This is a genomic window from Fischerella thermalis PCC 7521 (assembly GCF_000317225.1).
GTDB classification, from domain to species: Bacteria; Cyanobacteriota; Cyanobacteriia; order Cyanobacteriales; family Nostocaceae; genus Fischerella; species Fischerella thermalis.
The window spans coordinates 1-17139 of record NZ_AJLL01000023.1 but is presented as its reverse complement, the minus strand read 5'-3'; the positions used below and the strand labels follow the sequence as shown (position 1 = coordinate 17139).

General features: G+C 42.1%; 12 protein-coding genes. 8 read left to right on the top strand and 4 right to left on the bottom strand.

The window, feature by feature from the left end:
- Positions 1-52: 52 nt before the first annotated feature.
- Together rnhA and UYK_RS0105220 are read right to left on the bottom strand one after the other, a co-directional pair.
- Positions 53-967, bottom strand: coding sequence for a ribonuclease HI (gene rnhA / locus UYK_RS0105225; RefSeq protein ID WP_009458032.1), 915 nt, complete (start codon positions 965-967; stop codon positions 53-55).
- 101 nt (positions 968-1068) lie between these two features.
- Positions 1069-1251: a hypothetical protein gene (locus tag UYK_RS0105220; RefSeq protein WP_016871045.1), complete on the bottom strand. Its 183-nt coding sequence runs from the start codon at positions 1249-1251 to the stop codon at positions 1069-1071.
- 444 nt (positions 1252-1695) lie between these two features.
- On the opposite strand from UYK_RS0105220, the gene UYK_RS0105210 reads away from it, so the two are divergent.
- The 4 genes from UYK_RS0105210 to murI all read left to right on the top strand — a co-directional run bounded on the left by UYK_RS0105210 (position 1696) and on the right by murI (position 9319).
- On the top strand, positions 1696-3171 hold the full coding sequence (locus UYK_RS0105210) for a cation:proton antiporter (protein ID WP_009458034.1): 1476 nt from the start codon (positions 1696-1698) through the stop codon (positions 3169-3171).
- A gap of 967 nt (positions 3172-4138) precedes the next feature.
- Positions 4139-6028 (top strand): N-acetylmuramoyl-L-alanine amidase, encoded by a 1890-nt coding sequence (locus tag UYK_RS0105205; protein ID WP_009458035.1) that lies wholly within the window; start codon positions 4139-4141, stop codon positions 6026-6028.
- Positions 6029-6488: 460 nt separating this feature from the next.
- On the top strand, positions 6489-8339 hold the full coding sequence (locus UYK_RS0105195) for an N-acetylmuramoyl-L-alanine amidase (RefSeq protein WP_009458037.1): 1851 nt from the start codon (positions 6489-6491) through the stop codon (positions 8337-8339).
- 119 nt (positions 8340-8458) lie between these two features.
- Positions 8459-9319 (top strand): glutamate racemase, encoded by an 861-nt coding sequence (gene murI, locus UYK_RS0105190; RefSeq protein ID WP_016871043.1) that lies wholly within the window; start codon positions 8459-8461, stop codon positions 9317-9319.
- Between the two features lie 90 nt (positions 9320-9409).
- Here murI and UYK_RS26670 read toward each other — a convergent pair whose 3' ends face one another.
- Positions 9410-9586 carry a hypothetical protein gene (locus tag UYK_RS26670; RefSeq protein WP_009458039.1) on the bottom strand — a complete coding sequence of 59 codons (177 nt, stop codon included), beginning with the start codon at positions 9584-9586 and terminating at the stop codon, positions 9410-9412.
- Between the two features lie 953 nt (positions 9587-10539).
- Between UYK_RS26670 and sds the strand changes: the two genes are divergently transcribed.
- Positions 10540-11511: a solanesyl diphosphate synthase gene (gene sds, locus UYK_RS0105180; protein ID WP_009458040.1), complete on the top strand. Its 972-nt coding sequence runs from the start codon at positions 10540-10542 to the stop codon at positions 11509-11511.
- Between the two features lie 80 nt (positions 11512-11591).
- Here sds and UYK_RS0105175 read toward each other — a convergent pair whose 3' ends face one another.
- A complete protein-coding gene (locus tag UYK_RS0105175; protein ID WP_009458041.1) occupies positions 11592-12065 on the bottom strand; it encodes a hypothetical protein in 474 nt (157 codons plus the stop codon).
- A gap of 204 nt (positions 12066-12269) precedes the next feature.
- Between UYK_RS0105175 and hetZ the strand changes: the two genes are divergently transcribed.
- From hetZ to UYK_RS0105160, 3 genes are all read left to right on the top strand, one after another.
- Complete coding sequence (gene hetZ, locus UYK_RS0105170; protein ID WP_009458042.1) at positions 12270-13457, top strand: heterocyst differentiation protein HetZ; 1188 nt, start codon at positions 12270-12272, stop codon at positions 13455-13457.
- Positions 13450-14430, top strand: a complete 981-nt coding sequence (locus UYK_RS0105165) for a hypothetical protein (RefSeq protein ID WP_009458043.1) — start codon at positions 13450-13452, stop codon at positions 14428-14430. Before hetZ ends, UYK_RS0105165 begins: the two co-directional genes overlap by 8 nt.
- 260 nt (positions 14431-14690) lie before the next feature.
- The gene (locus UYK_RS0105160) at positions 14691-17027 is read left to right on the top strand and encodes a transglutaminase TgpA family protein (RefSeq protein ID WP_009458044.1); all 2337 of its coding nucleotides are present in this window, start codon (positions 14691-14693) and stop codon (positions 17025-17027) included.
- Positions 17028-17139 lie beyond the last annotated feature (112 nt).

Sequence of the window (17139 nt, the reverse complement as noted above, 5' to 3'; positions counted from 1 at the left end):
TGGTTGAGGGTTGGTAGTTGCTGGTTCTAGTAACAAGCAAAAAATAACACTATCAAGTATCATTTTCATCACTCAGATGATCACCACGCTCCAATTCCCAAAGAATTTGATTACCTTCTCGTCGGACTCGCGAAACAATCCAATTACGCCAACGCCATTGATCACCGCGACTAGTGACAGCACTGGCGTGGACATCCATTAAATCTGCTAATTCCGAACTAGTGATTAAGTAACCTTTTTCGGCTATTTCTTCAGCAATCCGTAGAGTTTCAACTAAGTTGCGCAGTTGTACTACCCTCATTTCGCGAGGTAATTCTTCATGGGAAAGGGTCGTTGAATGATTCGATGTGTCCGTCATGGTTATTTCTGATGCAAGGGTACTGATCTCTCGTGTGTTTTTGTTAATTATCATCGATTCGGGATCAGAATCAGATACACTTGCTACCACAAAATCAGTTGATGTCAGTAAAAAATCATCCAATAAACTGATATCAGAAATTTGTCGTAACACCGGAGTTTTGCCACTAGCAAAAGCACGAGCGATCGCATCACAGCGTTCGTTGCCTACGTTACCAGCATGACCACGGACGTGTTGCCATTGTACCTGACGGCTGTTGAGTTGCTCAAGTTGTTCTAGCAAGTCTCTGTTTAGAACAGGACTACCATCCGCCTTTTTCCAGCCTTTTCTTTTCCAGGTTTTGATCCATTTAGTTACACAGTTAATCAGGTACTCACTGTCACTATAGAGAGTGATAGGTTGAGTTTGTCCTGATGCTTTGAGGAAAGATAAAGCTGCGATCGCCGCTTGCATTTCCATTTTGTTATTCGTGGTTTCAGCAGCAGCATTGCCCATTTCATGCACCGAACCATCATCAAAGTAGACGACAACACCCCAACCACCAGGGCCAGGATTACCGATGCAAGCACCATCAGTATATATACTCGCAATTTTATGTTGAAAAGACATATTGAGAATTATCGAACTGCACAAGGATATTTAGACACCCTAAGAGTGCCTTCCCGCAGGTAAATTCTCCCAAGTGTATCAAAACTTTGGCAAAAATTGCCCTAACGATTGTAACAAGTTATTGCCAGGACTTGCGCTAGACCAAAGTGATCTTTAAGAACTTCTGGATTTTGAGCCATTGCGACCATGATATCTCGCATATGCTCTGGGGGATTCAAGAAGCAATCAGTTAAGGTTTGGGTGTACTGAGCATAATTCCAAAATTCATCGAATACCCCTTGCATCTATGACTCATCAAAGCGTTGATTACCATGTTCAATAAGTGGAATCGATCGCAGCCAGGAAATTCATCATCCCAGAAATTTATTCCTAAATCACGTTCTAGTTGCAGTGCATTGGGGAACAACAGGTTTACCATTGAGGATCGCTTCTGGAGTGCGATCGCTATACAATGTCACTGCGTAAACTGCACCAATAAGACCAACACCCAACTGCCCCAATAATTCCTATTCGTCGCATATTTATTACGTGTGTTTTTAGTTGATAGTTGTTTGTTGTTTGGTGTGTGAAACACTAAAAATCAACTACCAAGACATAACTGGGGATTTCAGATAAAAGGTGCGATCGTACGTTTAAACCTAAAAGTTCCTGGTTGCAGGTTGATAGTTGATGGTTGATTCTCCAAAGAACGAGCAACTAACAACTAACAACATATACATTAGTAAAGAATGATTTCCACAGAATCAATGCAGTTTCTAAGTACAATCAACTCATCGTTACCCTTACTCGCAACTACGGGTGAAACCGCTGATAGTTCCCTAGTAGTGGCAGCAGTGCTGCTGAGTTTGGTAGTAATCTACTTTGCTAGTAAACTTGGTGGGGAATTATCCAATCGCTTCGGCTTACCACCGGTATTAGGCGAACTTGTAGGTGGTGTAGTAGTAGGTATATCTATTCTGCATTTTTTGGTATTCCCAGAAACAGGCGCAGATAGTTCTAGTTCTTTAATTATCTCCTTTCTAAAAACCACTGCTGGCTTGAATCCTGATGCCGCAGAGAGTGTGTTTGTTGCTCAATCAGAGGTAATTTCTGTTTTAGCAGAACTGGGTGTAATTATCCTACTGTTTGAAATTGGTCTGGAGTCAAACCTCAAAGACTTAATGGCAGTGGGTATTCAAGCTACTATTGTGGCAGTAGTGGGGGTGGCTGTACCCTTTGCTGCTGGTACGGCGGGTTTGATGATTTTGTTTGGTATCCCTGCTGTTCCGGCAATTTTTGCTGGGGCGGCACTAACTGCCACTAGTATTGGTATTACTTCCAAAGTTTTGTCAGAGTTAGGGCGTCTCAATTCTAAAGAGGGACAGATTATTCTGGGTGCGGCTGTCATAGATGACGTACTGGGAATTATTGTTCTGGCTGTGGTGGCCAGCCTTGCCAAAGACGGCGCTGTTGATGTCGGCAAGGTCGTTTATTTAATTATCAGTGCAAGTGGTTTTCTTTTGGGTGCGATCGCTCTTGGTAACCTTTTTAACAAAACTTTTGTGGCGATCGTTGATAAGCTCAAAACACGCGGCGAACTGGTCATACCAGCATTCATTTTTGCTTTTGTGATGGCATATATTGCCGCCGTCATCCAGCTAGAAGCAATTCTGGGGGCTTTTGCAGCCGGTTTGGTTTTGGAAGAGACAGATAAACGTAAAGAACTCCAAAAGCAAATCGTTCCTATTGCTGATATGCTAGTGCCGATTTTCTTTGTAACTGTAGGAGCAAAAACTGACTTGAGTGTGCTAAACCCAGCAGTTCCTACCAACCGAGAAGGTCTAGTTATGGCTTTTTTCCTGATCTTAATTGCCATTCTCGGTAAACTTGTCACAGGTTTTAGTGTGTTTGGTCAACCTCAAATCAATCGCTTGGCAATTGGTGTGGGAATGATTCCTCGGGGCGAAGTCGGATTGGTGTTTCTGGGTATTGGTTCGAGTATTAATATTCTCTCGAAACCACTGGAGGCAGCAATTATCATGATGGTGATTATCACAACCTTTTTAGCCCCTCCTTTGTTAAGGTTCGTTTTTCCAGAACCAACATTGGTGTCACCAAACTCCAATGAATTACTTCTAGATGCTTCCTCTGGAACTTCATTAGCAATAAATTCCTCTAATAGTGAAAGCCTAGAAGCCAATCCAAATTCTCAAGAAGCTAATTGAGGGACGCTCCCCGACATACAATATACGGGGATTCGCCCAATGCAAGGGTAGCGGAGATTGTCCGGTAATTGGTAATTGGAAAATTTAGAACAAGTTCTTTCCTATTACCCATTACTTATTACCGGGCGACGTGCCGTGTTATCGAGAAGATTTCATGAAGAGAGGAAACTTCTATGTTGCACTACCCGTCACTCCTAGTTATGCTTTTGAGGAGCTTTTCTTAATTACTAAATAGCCATGGATTTAAATTGCATATTAAATTGTTGAGATGATCATTTATCATTAAGTCATTTGAGGCATTTGGTGTTGTACAAAGGACAAAAGTATCACCTACTAGTCTTGAGTCATCAATTAAGAAAGGCTGATTTTTTGTAGCCAGTACTGATAGGAGAAATCAACCCATCAAATGACAAGATAAGGAACTCTCACAAAAGAAGGCTTTTGACTTTTATACAGTCCCTAGCAATTACTTCTGTTAGTTCGGCTTCCTTATAGGGAAGGTGCATCAATTGCCAACAACCGAAAAATTCAAAAAATCTTTGTGCAACGCAAGTGTATATCGTTGTGATTGACTGCTATTGTTAATTTTATCCATTTATTTTGTTGATTTAATTTGAGCTTTGCACATGAAATATTCCTGTCACCAACGCACGGTAAGAGTAAGTAACATGCTAAAACTTACGCCATTATTTGCCAGTTTATCTAAGTTCAAAATCACGTTTTTTAGAGTACAAATGAAACAAGTAGGTGAGCAAAATTATACATAAAACTCTAATGATTGAAACCGTATGCAAAAAGAAATTTCTCTTTTCTAGCAACTTATTTAATCGTATAGCTAGTAGCTGCTTGCTATTTAGATTACTTATCCAAGCCAAAAATTGGCAGTAACCATCTGTTGGATTGACTAACACCTCTACAGATTAACCGCTTAACCGCTCTCATAAAATGCGACTCAGGAGAAAGCACTGTGAAACTACACTGGTTGATACCTAGTACTGTCTTAAGTATCTCCTCTGTTCTATTGTCGCCTGCTGATGCAGCGAATCTAGAATCTTGGCGTTTTGATAGCAATCAAAATCGGTTAGAAATCAACACTGATGGTGCTGTCCAACCCACAGCCCAACTTGTTTTTAATCCCACACGCTTAGTAATTGATTTACCCGGGATTAAATTTGGGCGTCCACAGCTTGTCCAGTCGGTTGGTGGTGCGATTCGTGCTATCCGTATCGGTCAGTTTGACCCCCAAACCACCAGGGTAGTAGTTGAAATGACTCCTGGTTATACCCTTGACCCCCAGAAGGTGAAATTTGAGGGGATAAGTGCTAATCGCTGGCGGGTGCAATTACCCAAACCAAAACGTGAGGAAACTAACTCACTCAACAGAAATCTTTACAGTGTGGTCAAAACCGAATCTCGTAACTCATCCAATAATAATAGGGAGACAGTAGTTCAAACCGCAGTTGGTGCGACTCAAATTGAAAGTTTACGCGTCACAGGAGATGGCTTTTTTGTGCGCACCAGTGGTAGAAAACCAGAGGTGAAGGTAAGACGCAGTAGCGATCGCACAAACATTTACATGGATATCTCCAACGCTACTGTCTCAGCAAATCTCCAACAGCGGAACTTACCAATTAATCGCTATGGTGTCAACAATATCCAACTCTCCCAACTAGAAACCACACCACCCACAGTCCGGTTGACAATGCAGGTGAACAGAAATAGTCCCGACTGGCGAGCAACAGTTAGTGGTGGAGATGGTTTAGTAATTTTACCCAATGCCGTGCTGAGTAAATTGCCCAGGGGTAATAATTCTAGTATTTCTTTTGGCGATAACCAAAAACCATCAATACTGCGTAACTCTGACAATGATAATGATTCACTAGCCACAATTGAATCTATAGAATTGGCTGGTAATGGCACTCAATTACTCATTAAAAGTGATCAATCTTTATCTGGTAATGCTGGTTGGGATAGAGCCTCTACATTGTTCCGCATCACTATTCCCAATGCACGCCTAGCTTCCGATGTCAAAGGGCCAGAATTAAATGCTACTAGCCCAATTTTACGGGTACGCCTACAACAGCAAGACCCCCGTACAGTCGTTGTCTTTGTCCAACCCGCAGCAGGGGTACAAATTGGCGAACTTAACAAACCAGGCGGTCGGCTTTTAGCCCTAGAGTTACGCCGATCATCAAATCGATTATCAAATGGAGTAACACCACCGTCTGTTGTTTTACCTCCTTTACCAAGACCGAACCCGCAACCTTTGTCAGAAATTCCTAATCCAAATCAACCCCCACCCTTACGTCCCGTCAAGGGAAAAGTGGTAGTTCTTATAGATCCAGGACATGGTGGTAGAGACTCAGGGGCTGTTGGTATTGGCGGAGCTAGAGAAAAGGATATTATTCTACCTATCAGTAAAAAAATAGCAGAGGTTTTACAAAAAAATGGCGTACAAGTTGTATTAACAAGGAGTTCTGACTACTTTGTCACCCTTCCAGCGAGAGTACAAATGGCTGAACATGTGAATGCGGATGTATTTGTCAGCATTCACGCAAATTCAGCAGGTGCAGGTCGTCCGGATGTCAGTGGTTTGGAGACGTATTATTACGATACTGGTTTAAGTCTGGCGCGTATAGTGCATAGGAGTATTCTGCAAAGTGTGAACGTTAGAGACAGAGGAGTGCGAAAGGCTAGATTTTATGTTCTCCGGAAAAGTTCTATGCCCTCAATATTAGTAGAAACAGGTTATATGACTGGTCGGGAAGATATGGCTAAGTTAAAAAGTGCATCTTATCGCAATCAAATGGCAGAGGCGATCGCGCGTGGTATTCTCCAGTATCTTCAGCGCAGATAATCAGATCACAATATACTTTAAATGATTACCGTAGCTATTACCGTATTTATGCTGAAGCGGCAAGATTTTTTCAGCAATTAAACTATGGTATTTTCCAGTTTTACTCTCAGGCTGAATGTATAAGTTACCAGAAACTACACAATACAAAAATTTTTTGCTGCCAACCATATTGTTGACCAAAACTAACAACAGTAGTTAATTTGGGTTATCTATATATTAGTGTAATTTGCTGCTATTCATAGACAGTTTTTACTGTGTTCACAGCAGCGAAAACACAGAGGATTTGACTAGATCTTGACGCCATTAGCTGTAACTTTATAAAGTATCTTTGTCTATATAGTACAAACCGATACACCAAAGGTATAAGCTAAGACTTGGGCGATAACGGTGTGAAGATTTGAGTCTTAACCAACACTTGATAAATTACATCTCCCCTAAAAAGCCAATCAGGAGAAGAATTGTGAAACTACACCACTGGTTGATACCTACTACTTTTTTAAGTATCTGCCTGTTATCGTCGCCTGCGAATGCAGCGAATTTACAATCTTGGCGTTTTGATGCCAATCAAAATCGATTAGAACTTAATACTGATGGTGCTGTCCAACCCACAGCCCAACTTGTTTTTAATCCCACACGCTTAGTAATTGATTTACCCGGGATTAAATTTGGGCGTCCACAGCTTGTCCAGTCGGTTGGTGGTGCAATTCGTGCCATTCGTATCGGTCAGTTTGACCCCCAAACCACAAGGGTAGTAGTCGAACTGAATCCCGGTTATACCCTCGATCCCCAACAAGTAAAATTTGAAGGAGTGACGGCTAATCGCTGGCAGGTGCAATTACCACAGCCCAAACGACAGGAAGTTGCTACCACTCCTAGAAATATCTATAGTGTGGTAACTCCAGAAAATTCTAATACTCCTCCTGCAAATAAAGGAACACTAGTTAGTGCCAATACTAGTACCACACAAATAGAAAGTTTGAGAATCACAGGAGATGGTTTTTTTGTTCGCACTAGTGGTAGTCGTCCCCAAGTAAAGGTAAATCGTAGTCAAGACAAAAGCACTGTTGATATTGATATTACTGGCGCTAGTTTATCACCAAATTTAGTACAGCAGAATGTAAATGTGAATCGCTACGGTGTTGGCAGTATCCAATTCACCCAACTGACAACTACACCACCCACAGTCCGCATAACAATGCGAGTAAATAAGAGTAGTCCTGATTGGCGGGCAAGTACCAGTGCAATTGGTGGTTTAGTGCTTTTACCTAATAGTAGTGTAACGAGATTACCAGGAGGGAACTTAGCTAATAATCCCAGCCCTTCGCCCATTCTTACCAATGATGTGGCCACAATTCAAGCTGTGGAACTGAGTGCTACTGGCAGACAATTAATTATCAAAGGCGATCGCAATTTAACTGCAAGTGGTGGTTGGGATAGATCCTCCGGTCTGTTCCGCATCACCATTCCCAATGCCAAGTTGGCTACACCTGTCAAGGGTCCAGTCATGGATGCAAACAGCCCCATCCTCCGGGTGCGCTTGCAACAACAAGACTCTAATACTGTTGTTGTTTACGTCCAACCCGCTTCTGGAGTGCAAATTGGGCCCGTTAACCAAATTGGTGATCAATTTGTCTCTGTAGAACTACAACGCAATCGTACTTCTGTTGTGTTACCTCCCCTACCACAAGCAGATCCACAACCATTACCAGTACCAAACGCCAATAATTCCGACGGTCTACCAAAGACACAACCACCACGTCCAGCACCTAGAGGACGAGTAGTAATAGTCGTTGACCCCGGACACGGTGGTAAAGATTCCGGTGCGCCAGGATTAGGCGGGTTGTTAGAAAAAGATGTTGTTCTGCCTATTGGGAGAAAAGTAGCAGCTATTTTGGAACAAAATGGCTATCAAGCAGTTTTAACACGTGATTCTGACTATTTTGTCGAATTACAGGGAAGAGTAGATATCGCAGAGCGGGCTAATGCTACTTTATTTGTTAGCATTCACGCCAATTCCGTGGATCAGCGCCCGGATGTAAATGGTCTAGAAACTTACTATTACGACAGTGGCTACCGCTTGGCCCAAGTAGTCCACAATTCTATTCTTAGCAAGATTAGTACTCTCAAAGACCGGGGTGTCAGAAAGGCCAGATTTTACGTCCTGAGAAAAAGCTCCATGCCCTCAATTTTAGTGGAAACAGGTTATATGACTGGTCGGGAAGACAACCCCAGACTAGGAAACCCTGAATATCAAAATCGGATGGCAGAAGGAATTGCTAGTGGTATACTCCAATACTTACAGCAAAGATAGAAGTGTAGTTAATTGTTGTTTGGGTGTTGTAGCTAACCACTACCAACAATCAACCATGAACAAATCGTTACAAAATCCTGTATCTTAAAATATCGCAATACTGACATCAAATTCTGCCTGTGATTTCATCTTCTCAGTTTGAAGGCAATCTATACGATTTCTCCCAAGAACCCCAGCGTGCGCCAATTGGTATTTTTGATAGTGGTGTGGGTGGACTGACGGTACTGCGACAACTCTATCGCCAACTCCCAAATGAATCAATTATTTATTTTGGCGATACAGCTAGACTTCCCTATGGGATTCGTTCTCAAGCAGAAATTCTCCAGTTTGTCCGAGAAATACTCACCTGGATGCAACAGCAACAGGTGAAAATGGTGATTATGGCTTGCAACACGAGTTCTGCCTTGGCACTAGAGATAGTACGCGAGGAATTTCCTATGCCAATTCTAGGGCTAATTCTACCAGGGGCAAGGGCAGCAGTGCAGCAAGGAAAGCGCATAGGTGTAATTGCTACTCCCGCAACTGCTAAGAGCAATGCTTACAAGCGTGCTATTATTGAAATAAATCCCGATGTCCAGGTTTGGCAGGTTAGTTGCCCGGAATTTGTGCCGCTAATAGAGCAAAATCGCATTCATGACCCCTACACAGTTGAAGTGGCACGTTCCTATCTAGAGCCTTTAGTACAACAGCAAATAGATACTCTTGTTTATGGCTGTACCCATTATCCCCACCTAGCACCAGTATTGCGATCGCTCCTTTCAACTTCTGTGAAACTGATTGATCCGGCTGTACATGTTGTAGCTGCTTGTGCAAAAGAGTTAGACTTACTAGGTCTTAAAAACACCTATCCAGCTTTGCCAACCCGCTTTATTGTGAGTGGTTGTCCGCAACAATTTGCTGAGTCATCCGCGCAATGGTTAGGTTTTACTCCTATGGCCGAGGTCGTATGCTTATCTAATACAGCAGTTTCTAGTAATTAGCCATTGGTCATTGGTCATTGGGCATGGATTAATAATTAGTACTCATTACAAAGAACAAATGACCAATGACAATTGACAATTGACCATTAACTAACGTACACTACTGGCTTCAGTGACATTTGGTGTTACCGATACCTCCTGTGTATAATTTCCTGTATGAGTTAAAGCAGTATTGTTAGATGTTGTTTTATTGCCTGTTCGCTTTGCTAGTGCCAATAGCAAGTAGATGGTGAACAAGTATCCAGAAGCTAATATGAAGATCATCATAGGCATCTTCCCATAAATCATTTTTCCTACCAGTGCCTTTGCCAAAGAAATATAAATTGAGTAAAATTAGCAAGAATTGAGCCACACAAATTACTGGCGGCTTAGATATTGCATACGAGACTAGCGGGAGAACTTTTGTCCTTCCGAATTAATAGATTGTGTTTATTACGATTTTTTCGCAGACCATACTTACCACAGCAGTTAAATAATCTAAGAGAAATTTAACTACTGTTTCAGCAGTCTACCCAGTCTGCTGTCTTGAATGCGTACCTTAAATTGCTAGGAGCGACGCCGACACAAAAACAGCGTCGAAGATGTGTAAACCACTCTGCTTCCTCTAAAGGAAATCCACAGCTCCTAACCTAGAGGTTCGCTCATCACAGGTGTAAGCACAAAAATGAATTTTTTGGCTTGACCTGCGATTATTTCGTGTTCATTCACAACATATTAAGCAAATTTACCTAAAGGCTATTTACCTTGCTGTGGTGAACATCTGAAAATTTTAAAATCCCTAGATTTTAGCGTAACACAATAGCCCTGACTTTTTCAGGTAAGTTTTATGCTTATTCAAAAATTTTCTAAACTATTGCACAAAAGATTTCAGAAATTTTTCTTTATATAAGAAATAATTTATGTGTAATAGTTTATAGGCGATTTCTCAGTAGTGTTTTGTAGTTTTTTTCGCATTTACTTAAAGATTTTATATAGTAGAGATAAATTTTTTGTTAACGAAGTTACGTGTTTACCGCATTTAGTGAATATATACGCAACTATAACTGTATTAAATTTATCAATAAAATGTTGATTTTTCTGAAACTAGTACAAGTATATTTTATTTTATTGTCCCCAAAATTAGGAACTTCCTGAGAAAACCTTTGCGCTAATTCTGGGTTATCTTAAAATGAGTATAGGATATGTAAACTTTCGTAACCTAAGCCAAAGTCCGCCAATCCATGACCCCAGCTACCTCCCTATTTTCCCCTGTGGAAGCAGACCTGCAAATACTAGCAGATAACCTCAAACAGCTAGTTGGGAATCGTCATCCCATCCTTTATGCAGCAGCCGAACATCTATTCGGAGCTGGGGGAAAACGCATCAGACCAGCCATTGTTCTACTGATATCGCGAGCAGTCATGCTCGATACAGACATTACACCACGTCATCGCCGCTTAGCTGAAATCACGGAAATGATTCACACAGCGAGCTTGGTACATGACGATGTTGTTGACGAATCAGAAATGCGGCGTGGTGTACCCACAGTTCATAGTCTGTTTGGCAATCGTATAGCCGTCCTAGCAGGGGATTTTCTCTTTGCTCAGTCTTCTTGGTATCTAGCAAATTTAGACAATTTAGAAGTAGTAAAGCTGTTATCAGAGGTGATCATGGATTTGGCCGCTGGAGAGATTCAGCAAGGGTTGAATCGCTTTGATACCAATATTTCTCTAGAAACCTATCTCAAAAAAAGCTATTACAAAACAGCATCTCTGATCGCTAACAGTTCCAAAGCCGCCGGAGTTATTAGTGAAGTATCAAAAGAAACTGCCGAACATTTTTATCACTATGGTCGAAATCTGGGTTTAGCATTTCAGATTGTCGATGACATTTTAGATTTCACTAGTTCAACAGATACTCTCGGTAAACCAGCTGGTTCGGACCTCAAAAGTGGTAATTTGACTGCGCCAGTTTTATTTGCTTTGGAAGAAAAACCTTACTTGGAAGTACTGATTGAAAGAGAATTTGCTCAAGAAGGTGATTTAGAGCAAGCATTAGCGCTGATTCATGATAGCCAAGGTATCCAAAGGGCAAGGGATTTAGCTGCTCACCATGCGAAGTTGGCAGTTGAACAACTTGGGGTGCTTGTGCCCTCAGAATCACGTCAAGCATTGATTCAAATAGCTGACTATGTATTGAGTCGGCTTTATTAGGGATCGGGAATTAGAAAGAATTTTGGATTTTAGATTTTGGATTTTAGATTGAAATCCAAAATCTAAACTTTCTAGTTCCCTCAAGCAATATCTGGTGGAACTTGATTCTTTGGTTGGTTTTGTTGCAGCTGCTGTTGGACTAAATGCTGCAAATCAGTTCGTTTGACTTCAATTCCATTTGTGTTGGTGCTAGCCGTGTCAAAAAAGACTATACTATCTACGGGTTCTAGTGCCAGTAGCTGGAACAATATATGGGTGACAGGTATGGGGGCAGCTATTACTTGAGGGTCAAGCCCAGCACTATAAGATCTAGGAATATCCTGTAAGGTAGGAAAAGCATAAATTACCTGCTTTTCTTCTTGTGGATTTCCACGGTTGCTTAATGTAGTTAAGACCAATTCCTCATCCAAGTTTTGGAGAATATAGTATTGGGAATGGCTTAACTTATGAGCGATCGCACTAAGGGCGGGGGCAATTGCTGCAACCAGTGTCGGTGTTATACCATCTTGGGGTGCATTATCAATCAGCGATTGGATTTGTGCTTTTAAGTCCATAATTACCTGTAAACGGCTTATCGAGTATTGGCTATAACTTCAAGGGCTGTGCAAACAATCAAACAAAAATCGGGAATCATAAAATCAGCCGCATTCTCAAGGCAAAACTGCCTTGGGTTTAGCTTATACGTAAAACCCCTCCCAATACCCGCAGTCATACAGGTTGTCAACAAGTTTGTTAGGGTCAGTTTAGACACGAAACTTATGAAATTAGCCGCAACCACAACTATTCAGGGAGAATTTTCTATCGGCGTGGAGGCGATATTTCCATTCCTTTTCCAAGAACTTCAGCAGTCAACTAAAGCTTGCGACCAGAATTGCCGTGACGTAGCAATGCGAATTGCTGCCGAGGTCTACCGGATTTGCAATGAAAGTAAACGTATTCAGGCTTCCGGTTCTGTAGAAAATTCGGCAATGACCCTAGCCAAGCATCGCCTGCAACAGTGCCTGAGATACTACCAATTGGGTTCAAATCGCGGCAGGGTTGAATTACATAGTACCTTGAGTGCGATCATCTACCGCTACATCAATCCGCCACAAAGGCAATTGAGTTATCAAGGACGACTAACTGTTATTGAAGATTTTCTCCAAAGTTTTTACTTGGAGGCTTTAAACGCTTTCCGGCGAGAAAATCAGTTAGAACCAACTTACCGTCCACGTACACTGCTGGAATTAGCAGAGTACATGGCATTTACGGAACGCTACGGCAAGCGACGCATTCCCCTTCCAGGACGTCAGCAACAATTGATCATCCTACGGGCACAAACTTTCTCGCAACAGCAACCTCCAGAAACTTGTGTAGATATAGAACAAGCAGCGGAAGGTAGTGGTGAAGCCGAAGGTTCTTGGGAAGATCCAGCAGTACAACAATTGCGAAGCGCAATGGCTACACAGACTGAGCCAGAGCCCCAAGAAGATACCCTGCGATCAGTTGTGGTTACGGAATTAATGAATTATTTAGAAGAACGCCAACAAACTGATTGTGCTGATTACTTTGCTTTGCGCCTCCAAGATTTGTCCGCTCAAGAAATCGAGTCAATTTTGGGCTTAACCCCCCGTCAGAGGGATTACTTGCAGCAACGATTCAAGTATCATTTAATTCGGTTTGCTTTGTTGCATCGTTGGGAGTTAGTTCACGAGTGGTTAGAAGCGGATTTGCAAACTAACTTAGGTTTAACTCCTCAACAATGGCAAGCTTATACCGAAAAGCTTGACGAAAAGCAACGCTCTTTATTAGAACTGAAGCAGCAGGGACAAACCGATGAAAAAATAGCTAAAACTTTGGGTTTATCAATGGCACAACTTCAGAAGCGTTGGTTTAAAATTCTTGAACAAGCCTGGGAGATTCGTAACTCCCTAGTGTCCGGATCAAGTGCTTCTACTCATGAATAGTGACTCAGAAACCTTACAAAAAAATTTACTCTCTTGGTTATTGACAGATCCTGTCAGTTCCAGAAAGTATACGCAAGTTAAATGTAAGGACATCAACGGGGCAGACAAACCTTTGCTAACAACCACAGAATTTACCAGTGGCGAACAAGAGGGATGGAAGCCCCAAACATCTTTATTGGGAGAAATTCCAACTGTGCAAGAACGTTTCCAAGCCGTACTTAAACGTCGGTTAAAAGTCGAAGTTGAAGACCAGCCTCCGCTATTTCCTTGGGAAACACAAATACTAGATTATCCCGAGTATGTGGATGAACCAGTGATGGAGCTAGTTCCTAGCTGGGCGTGGGTGGCCCACCAGTCCAAACTGAATTTACCGACACTTCTGCCGGAGAATATTTTCCGGCAATTGCTTGACAGATGTCAAGCACTGATAACATCTTCTTTACCATTAGGGGCAAAATTAGTCCAAGCAGTGGAAAGCTTTTTCCCTAATGAATCTCAACTCTTAAACGACTTAGCAGGGACAATCCAGCTAAGAGCCAACCTCCGGTATGGAGATACCCTAAATCCTATGCCGAATCTGGATAGCGATTATTCAGATTTACAACCACAGCAACAGATGCTGGTGTCGTTGCTAGCAGCTCAACAACTGTTAGAAAGCTTGACATTGCCAATTTCTACTACAAACCCAGTGTTAGAAAGGCAATGGCTAACTAGTGTGGGTGTTCTCAATTTGAGAGTAGAATACCAATCTCAAGGCCCAGTGCCGAAATTGCTGATTCGAGGAGATTTACCCTCGAAAGGGGTTGTCAAACTTCAAGGTAGTGGTTCCCAAGCAAGGGCAGAGTCTTCTAGCCCAGGTTGTTTGAGTGTGGAATTATGCTGTACTCAACTAGATGAGGCTTATACCTTAATGGTTGAGTTGAAAGAAATAGACCAGCAGCCTTTGTTGTTTGTAATTATTCCCACAAAATAACTCAATAGTTAGCGATCGCTAGCACTGAAACTTGATAATAGCCTTTGTTATGAAATGAATATCATCCTGGTTTTGCAAGAGTTCCCATTTTTTAAAAAGCGGTTATTAGGGCGTCTACAGGCAGCTACAGTGAGGAGATTTGTAATACGAGAGAGGTAAAAGTTGACCTCGCTCGTTTTGCGTCAGTAGCGTCTACTATTATCGCTTTGCTTTTGTACCCATCCGCTGCTTTTTAGATCGAAATGTTTAACTTTTCCAGGATGAATTGGCTTTGGCGTCTACCTTTGGGCCATGACTGGCGGCAAAATATGCTCCAGTCCCCTGTAACAGCAGAAGTGGAAGATTCAATTACCTTGCGGGTGCTAGTGCTAGCGTTGGTAATTGTGGGCATTGTAGCGACGGATATTGCCGCTGAAACTTGGTCTAGTTTCTGGGCAGTACCACTGTCGATATTAGGTGCAATTTGGAGTTATTATCGTCGCCGCGATCGCAATATCCCAGTTAAATTCTGTATTGCCATAGGAATGTTAGTAGCACTAGGTGCTTTCCTAGGGCGATTGTTAGGAGAATTGAACGATACACGACTGACTTTAGCAGAACTATTAATCCAACTTCAGGTACTGCATTGCTTTGATCTCCCTCGTCGGAAAGACTTGAGTTACTCAATTCTCATTGGATTGATTCTGCTGGGTGTGGCAGCAACACTGAGTCAAACTCTGGCATTTGCGCCAATATTACTGTTATTTTTAGCGATCGCCCTGCCCACTTTAGTAGTAGATTACCGTTCCCGACTTGGATTAGAGCAATTAAATACTCAGAATGAACAAATTTTGAGGAATTCCTCTACACAGGGGAATTCCTCTGTTTTTAATTTAAAATTTTTAATATTTAATTTTGTGATGATAGTAGGGCTAGGGCTGGTAATCTTTGCCCTTTTACCCCGCCTACCAGGATATCAATTGCGGATGTTTCCGGTCAGTTCTCCAATTGAGACGAAAGGCGAATTTACAGGACGTAATATTATTAACCCTGGCTATGTCCGCCAAGGTAATCCTAACAATCAAGCTAATGGTAGCAGTGGTACCAGCAGCAGCCAAACCGGTCAACCGGGGAAAGTAGATAATAGCTTTTATTATGGTTTTAATAGCCAAATCAACCAAAACCTGCGGGGAGAGATGACACCCAAAATAGTCATGCGGGTGCGATCGCAAGCAGCAGGTTTCTGGCGAGTGTTGGCTTTTGACCGCTACACAGGTAAAGGCTGGGAAGTTTCTCGCAATGATCAAGTTAAACGCTTACAGCGATCACCTTGGTCTTACCAAATTTTTCTTGACCCGCCAATCAGTGCAGTTCAAACTAAAGAAATTATCCAGACTTATACAGTGGTGTCTGATTTGCCAAACCTGATTCCAGCAATGGCATTTCCCAAAGAAATTTACTTCCCGACACCCATGCTGGCTGTGGATCAAGAAGACGGATTGCGATCGCCTGTAGGATTATCAGAAGGTATGACCTACACAGTCATTTCCCAAGTTCCCTATCGCGATCGGACTTTGTTAGGCAAAACTTCCAATAAATATCCACAAAGTATTAAAAATTACTACCTGCAAATCCCACCGGAAACCGCCGCCAAAGTACGTAAACTTACGGAAGACATTCTGGCTAACTACAACCAACAAAGAGTCGCACAATCAAATAAATCACTAGACTCTACTTACGAAAAAGCTCTTTACCTAGCTCAGTATCTCAAACAAAACTATAAAGTCCCGGAAAATCCCCTCGATTTACCTTATTTGAGTGAAAACGAAGACTTAGTAGAAGCTTTTTTATTCAAACATAAAGGCGGCTATCCAGACCATTTCTCTACAGTCTTAACGGTAATGCTACGTTCCATTGGCATTCCCGCACGCTTGGTAGCGGGGTTTGCGCCGGGAGAGTTTAATCCTTTTACGGGGATGTACATCGTCCGCAACACCGACGCCTATGCAATGACAGAGGTGTATTTTCCCAAATATGGCTGGTTTGCGTTTGACCCGATTCCCAACCACCCCCTAATTCCTCCTTCAGTAGAAGATGAGCAGACTTTCAACACTTTGCGTCAATTTTGGAATTGGGTTGCAGGCTGGCTACCCTCTCCTGTAACAGGTTTGCTGAATTATGTATTTGGGGCTATATTCACCTGGGCTAGCAAAGCTTTTTCTTGGTTTTTGTCGCTATTTTACCAAGGATGGCTGGGTGTTTTCACTGGCTTAATTTTTGCCACAACAGCAGCTTTCTTAAGTTGGTTAGGCTGGGATAGATGGCGGGAGTGGCGCTATCACTACGCTTTGAGGAAATTACCACCAATGGAACGTCTATATCGGCAAATGTTGCGTTGGACAAGTGAACAAGGTTTAGTGAAACACCCAGCCCAAACACCGCTAGAGTATGCAACAATTTTATACCAATATCATGCGACAGCAACGGCTAAGGTGATAGAGGAAATCTCCCAAGCCTATGTCAGTTGGCGTTATGGTGGTCATAATCATGATGTGCAGAGACTGCAACAAAAATGGCAAGAAATGAAAAAGACTACCAAAAAATTAAAGTTAACTTAATTTGGTTAAGACTGGCTAGTTCATGGTGTAATTTATACAATGGCTGTGCTGATTAACCAAGGCGATCGCACAGTCACTGATGTAATTAAAGGTTATGGCTTCATCGGTGTTC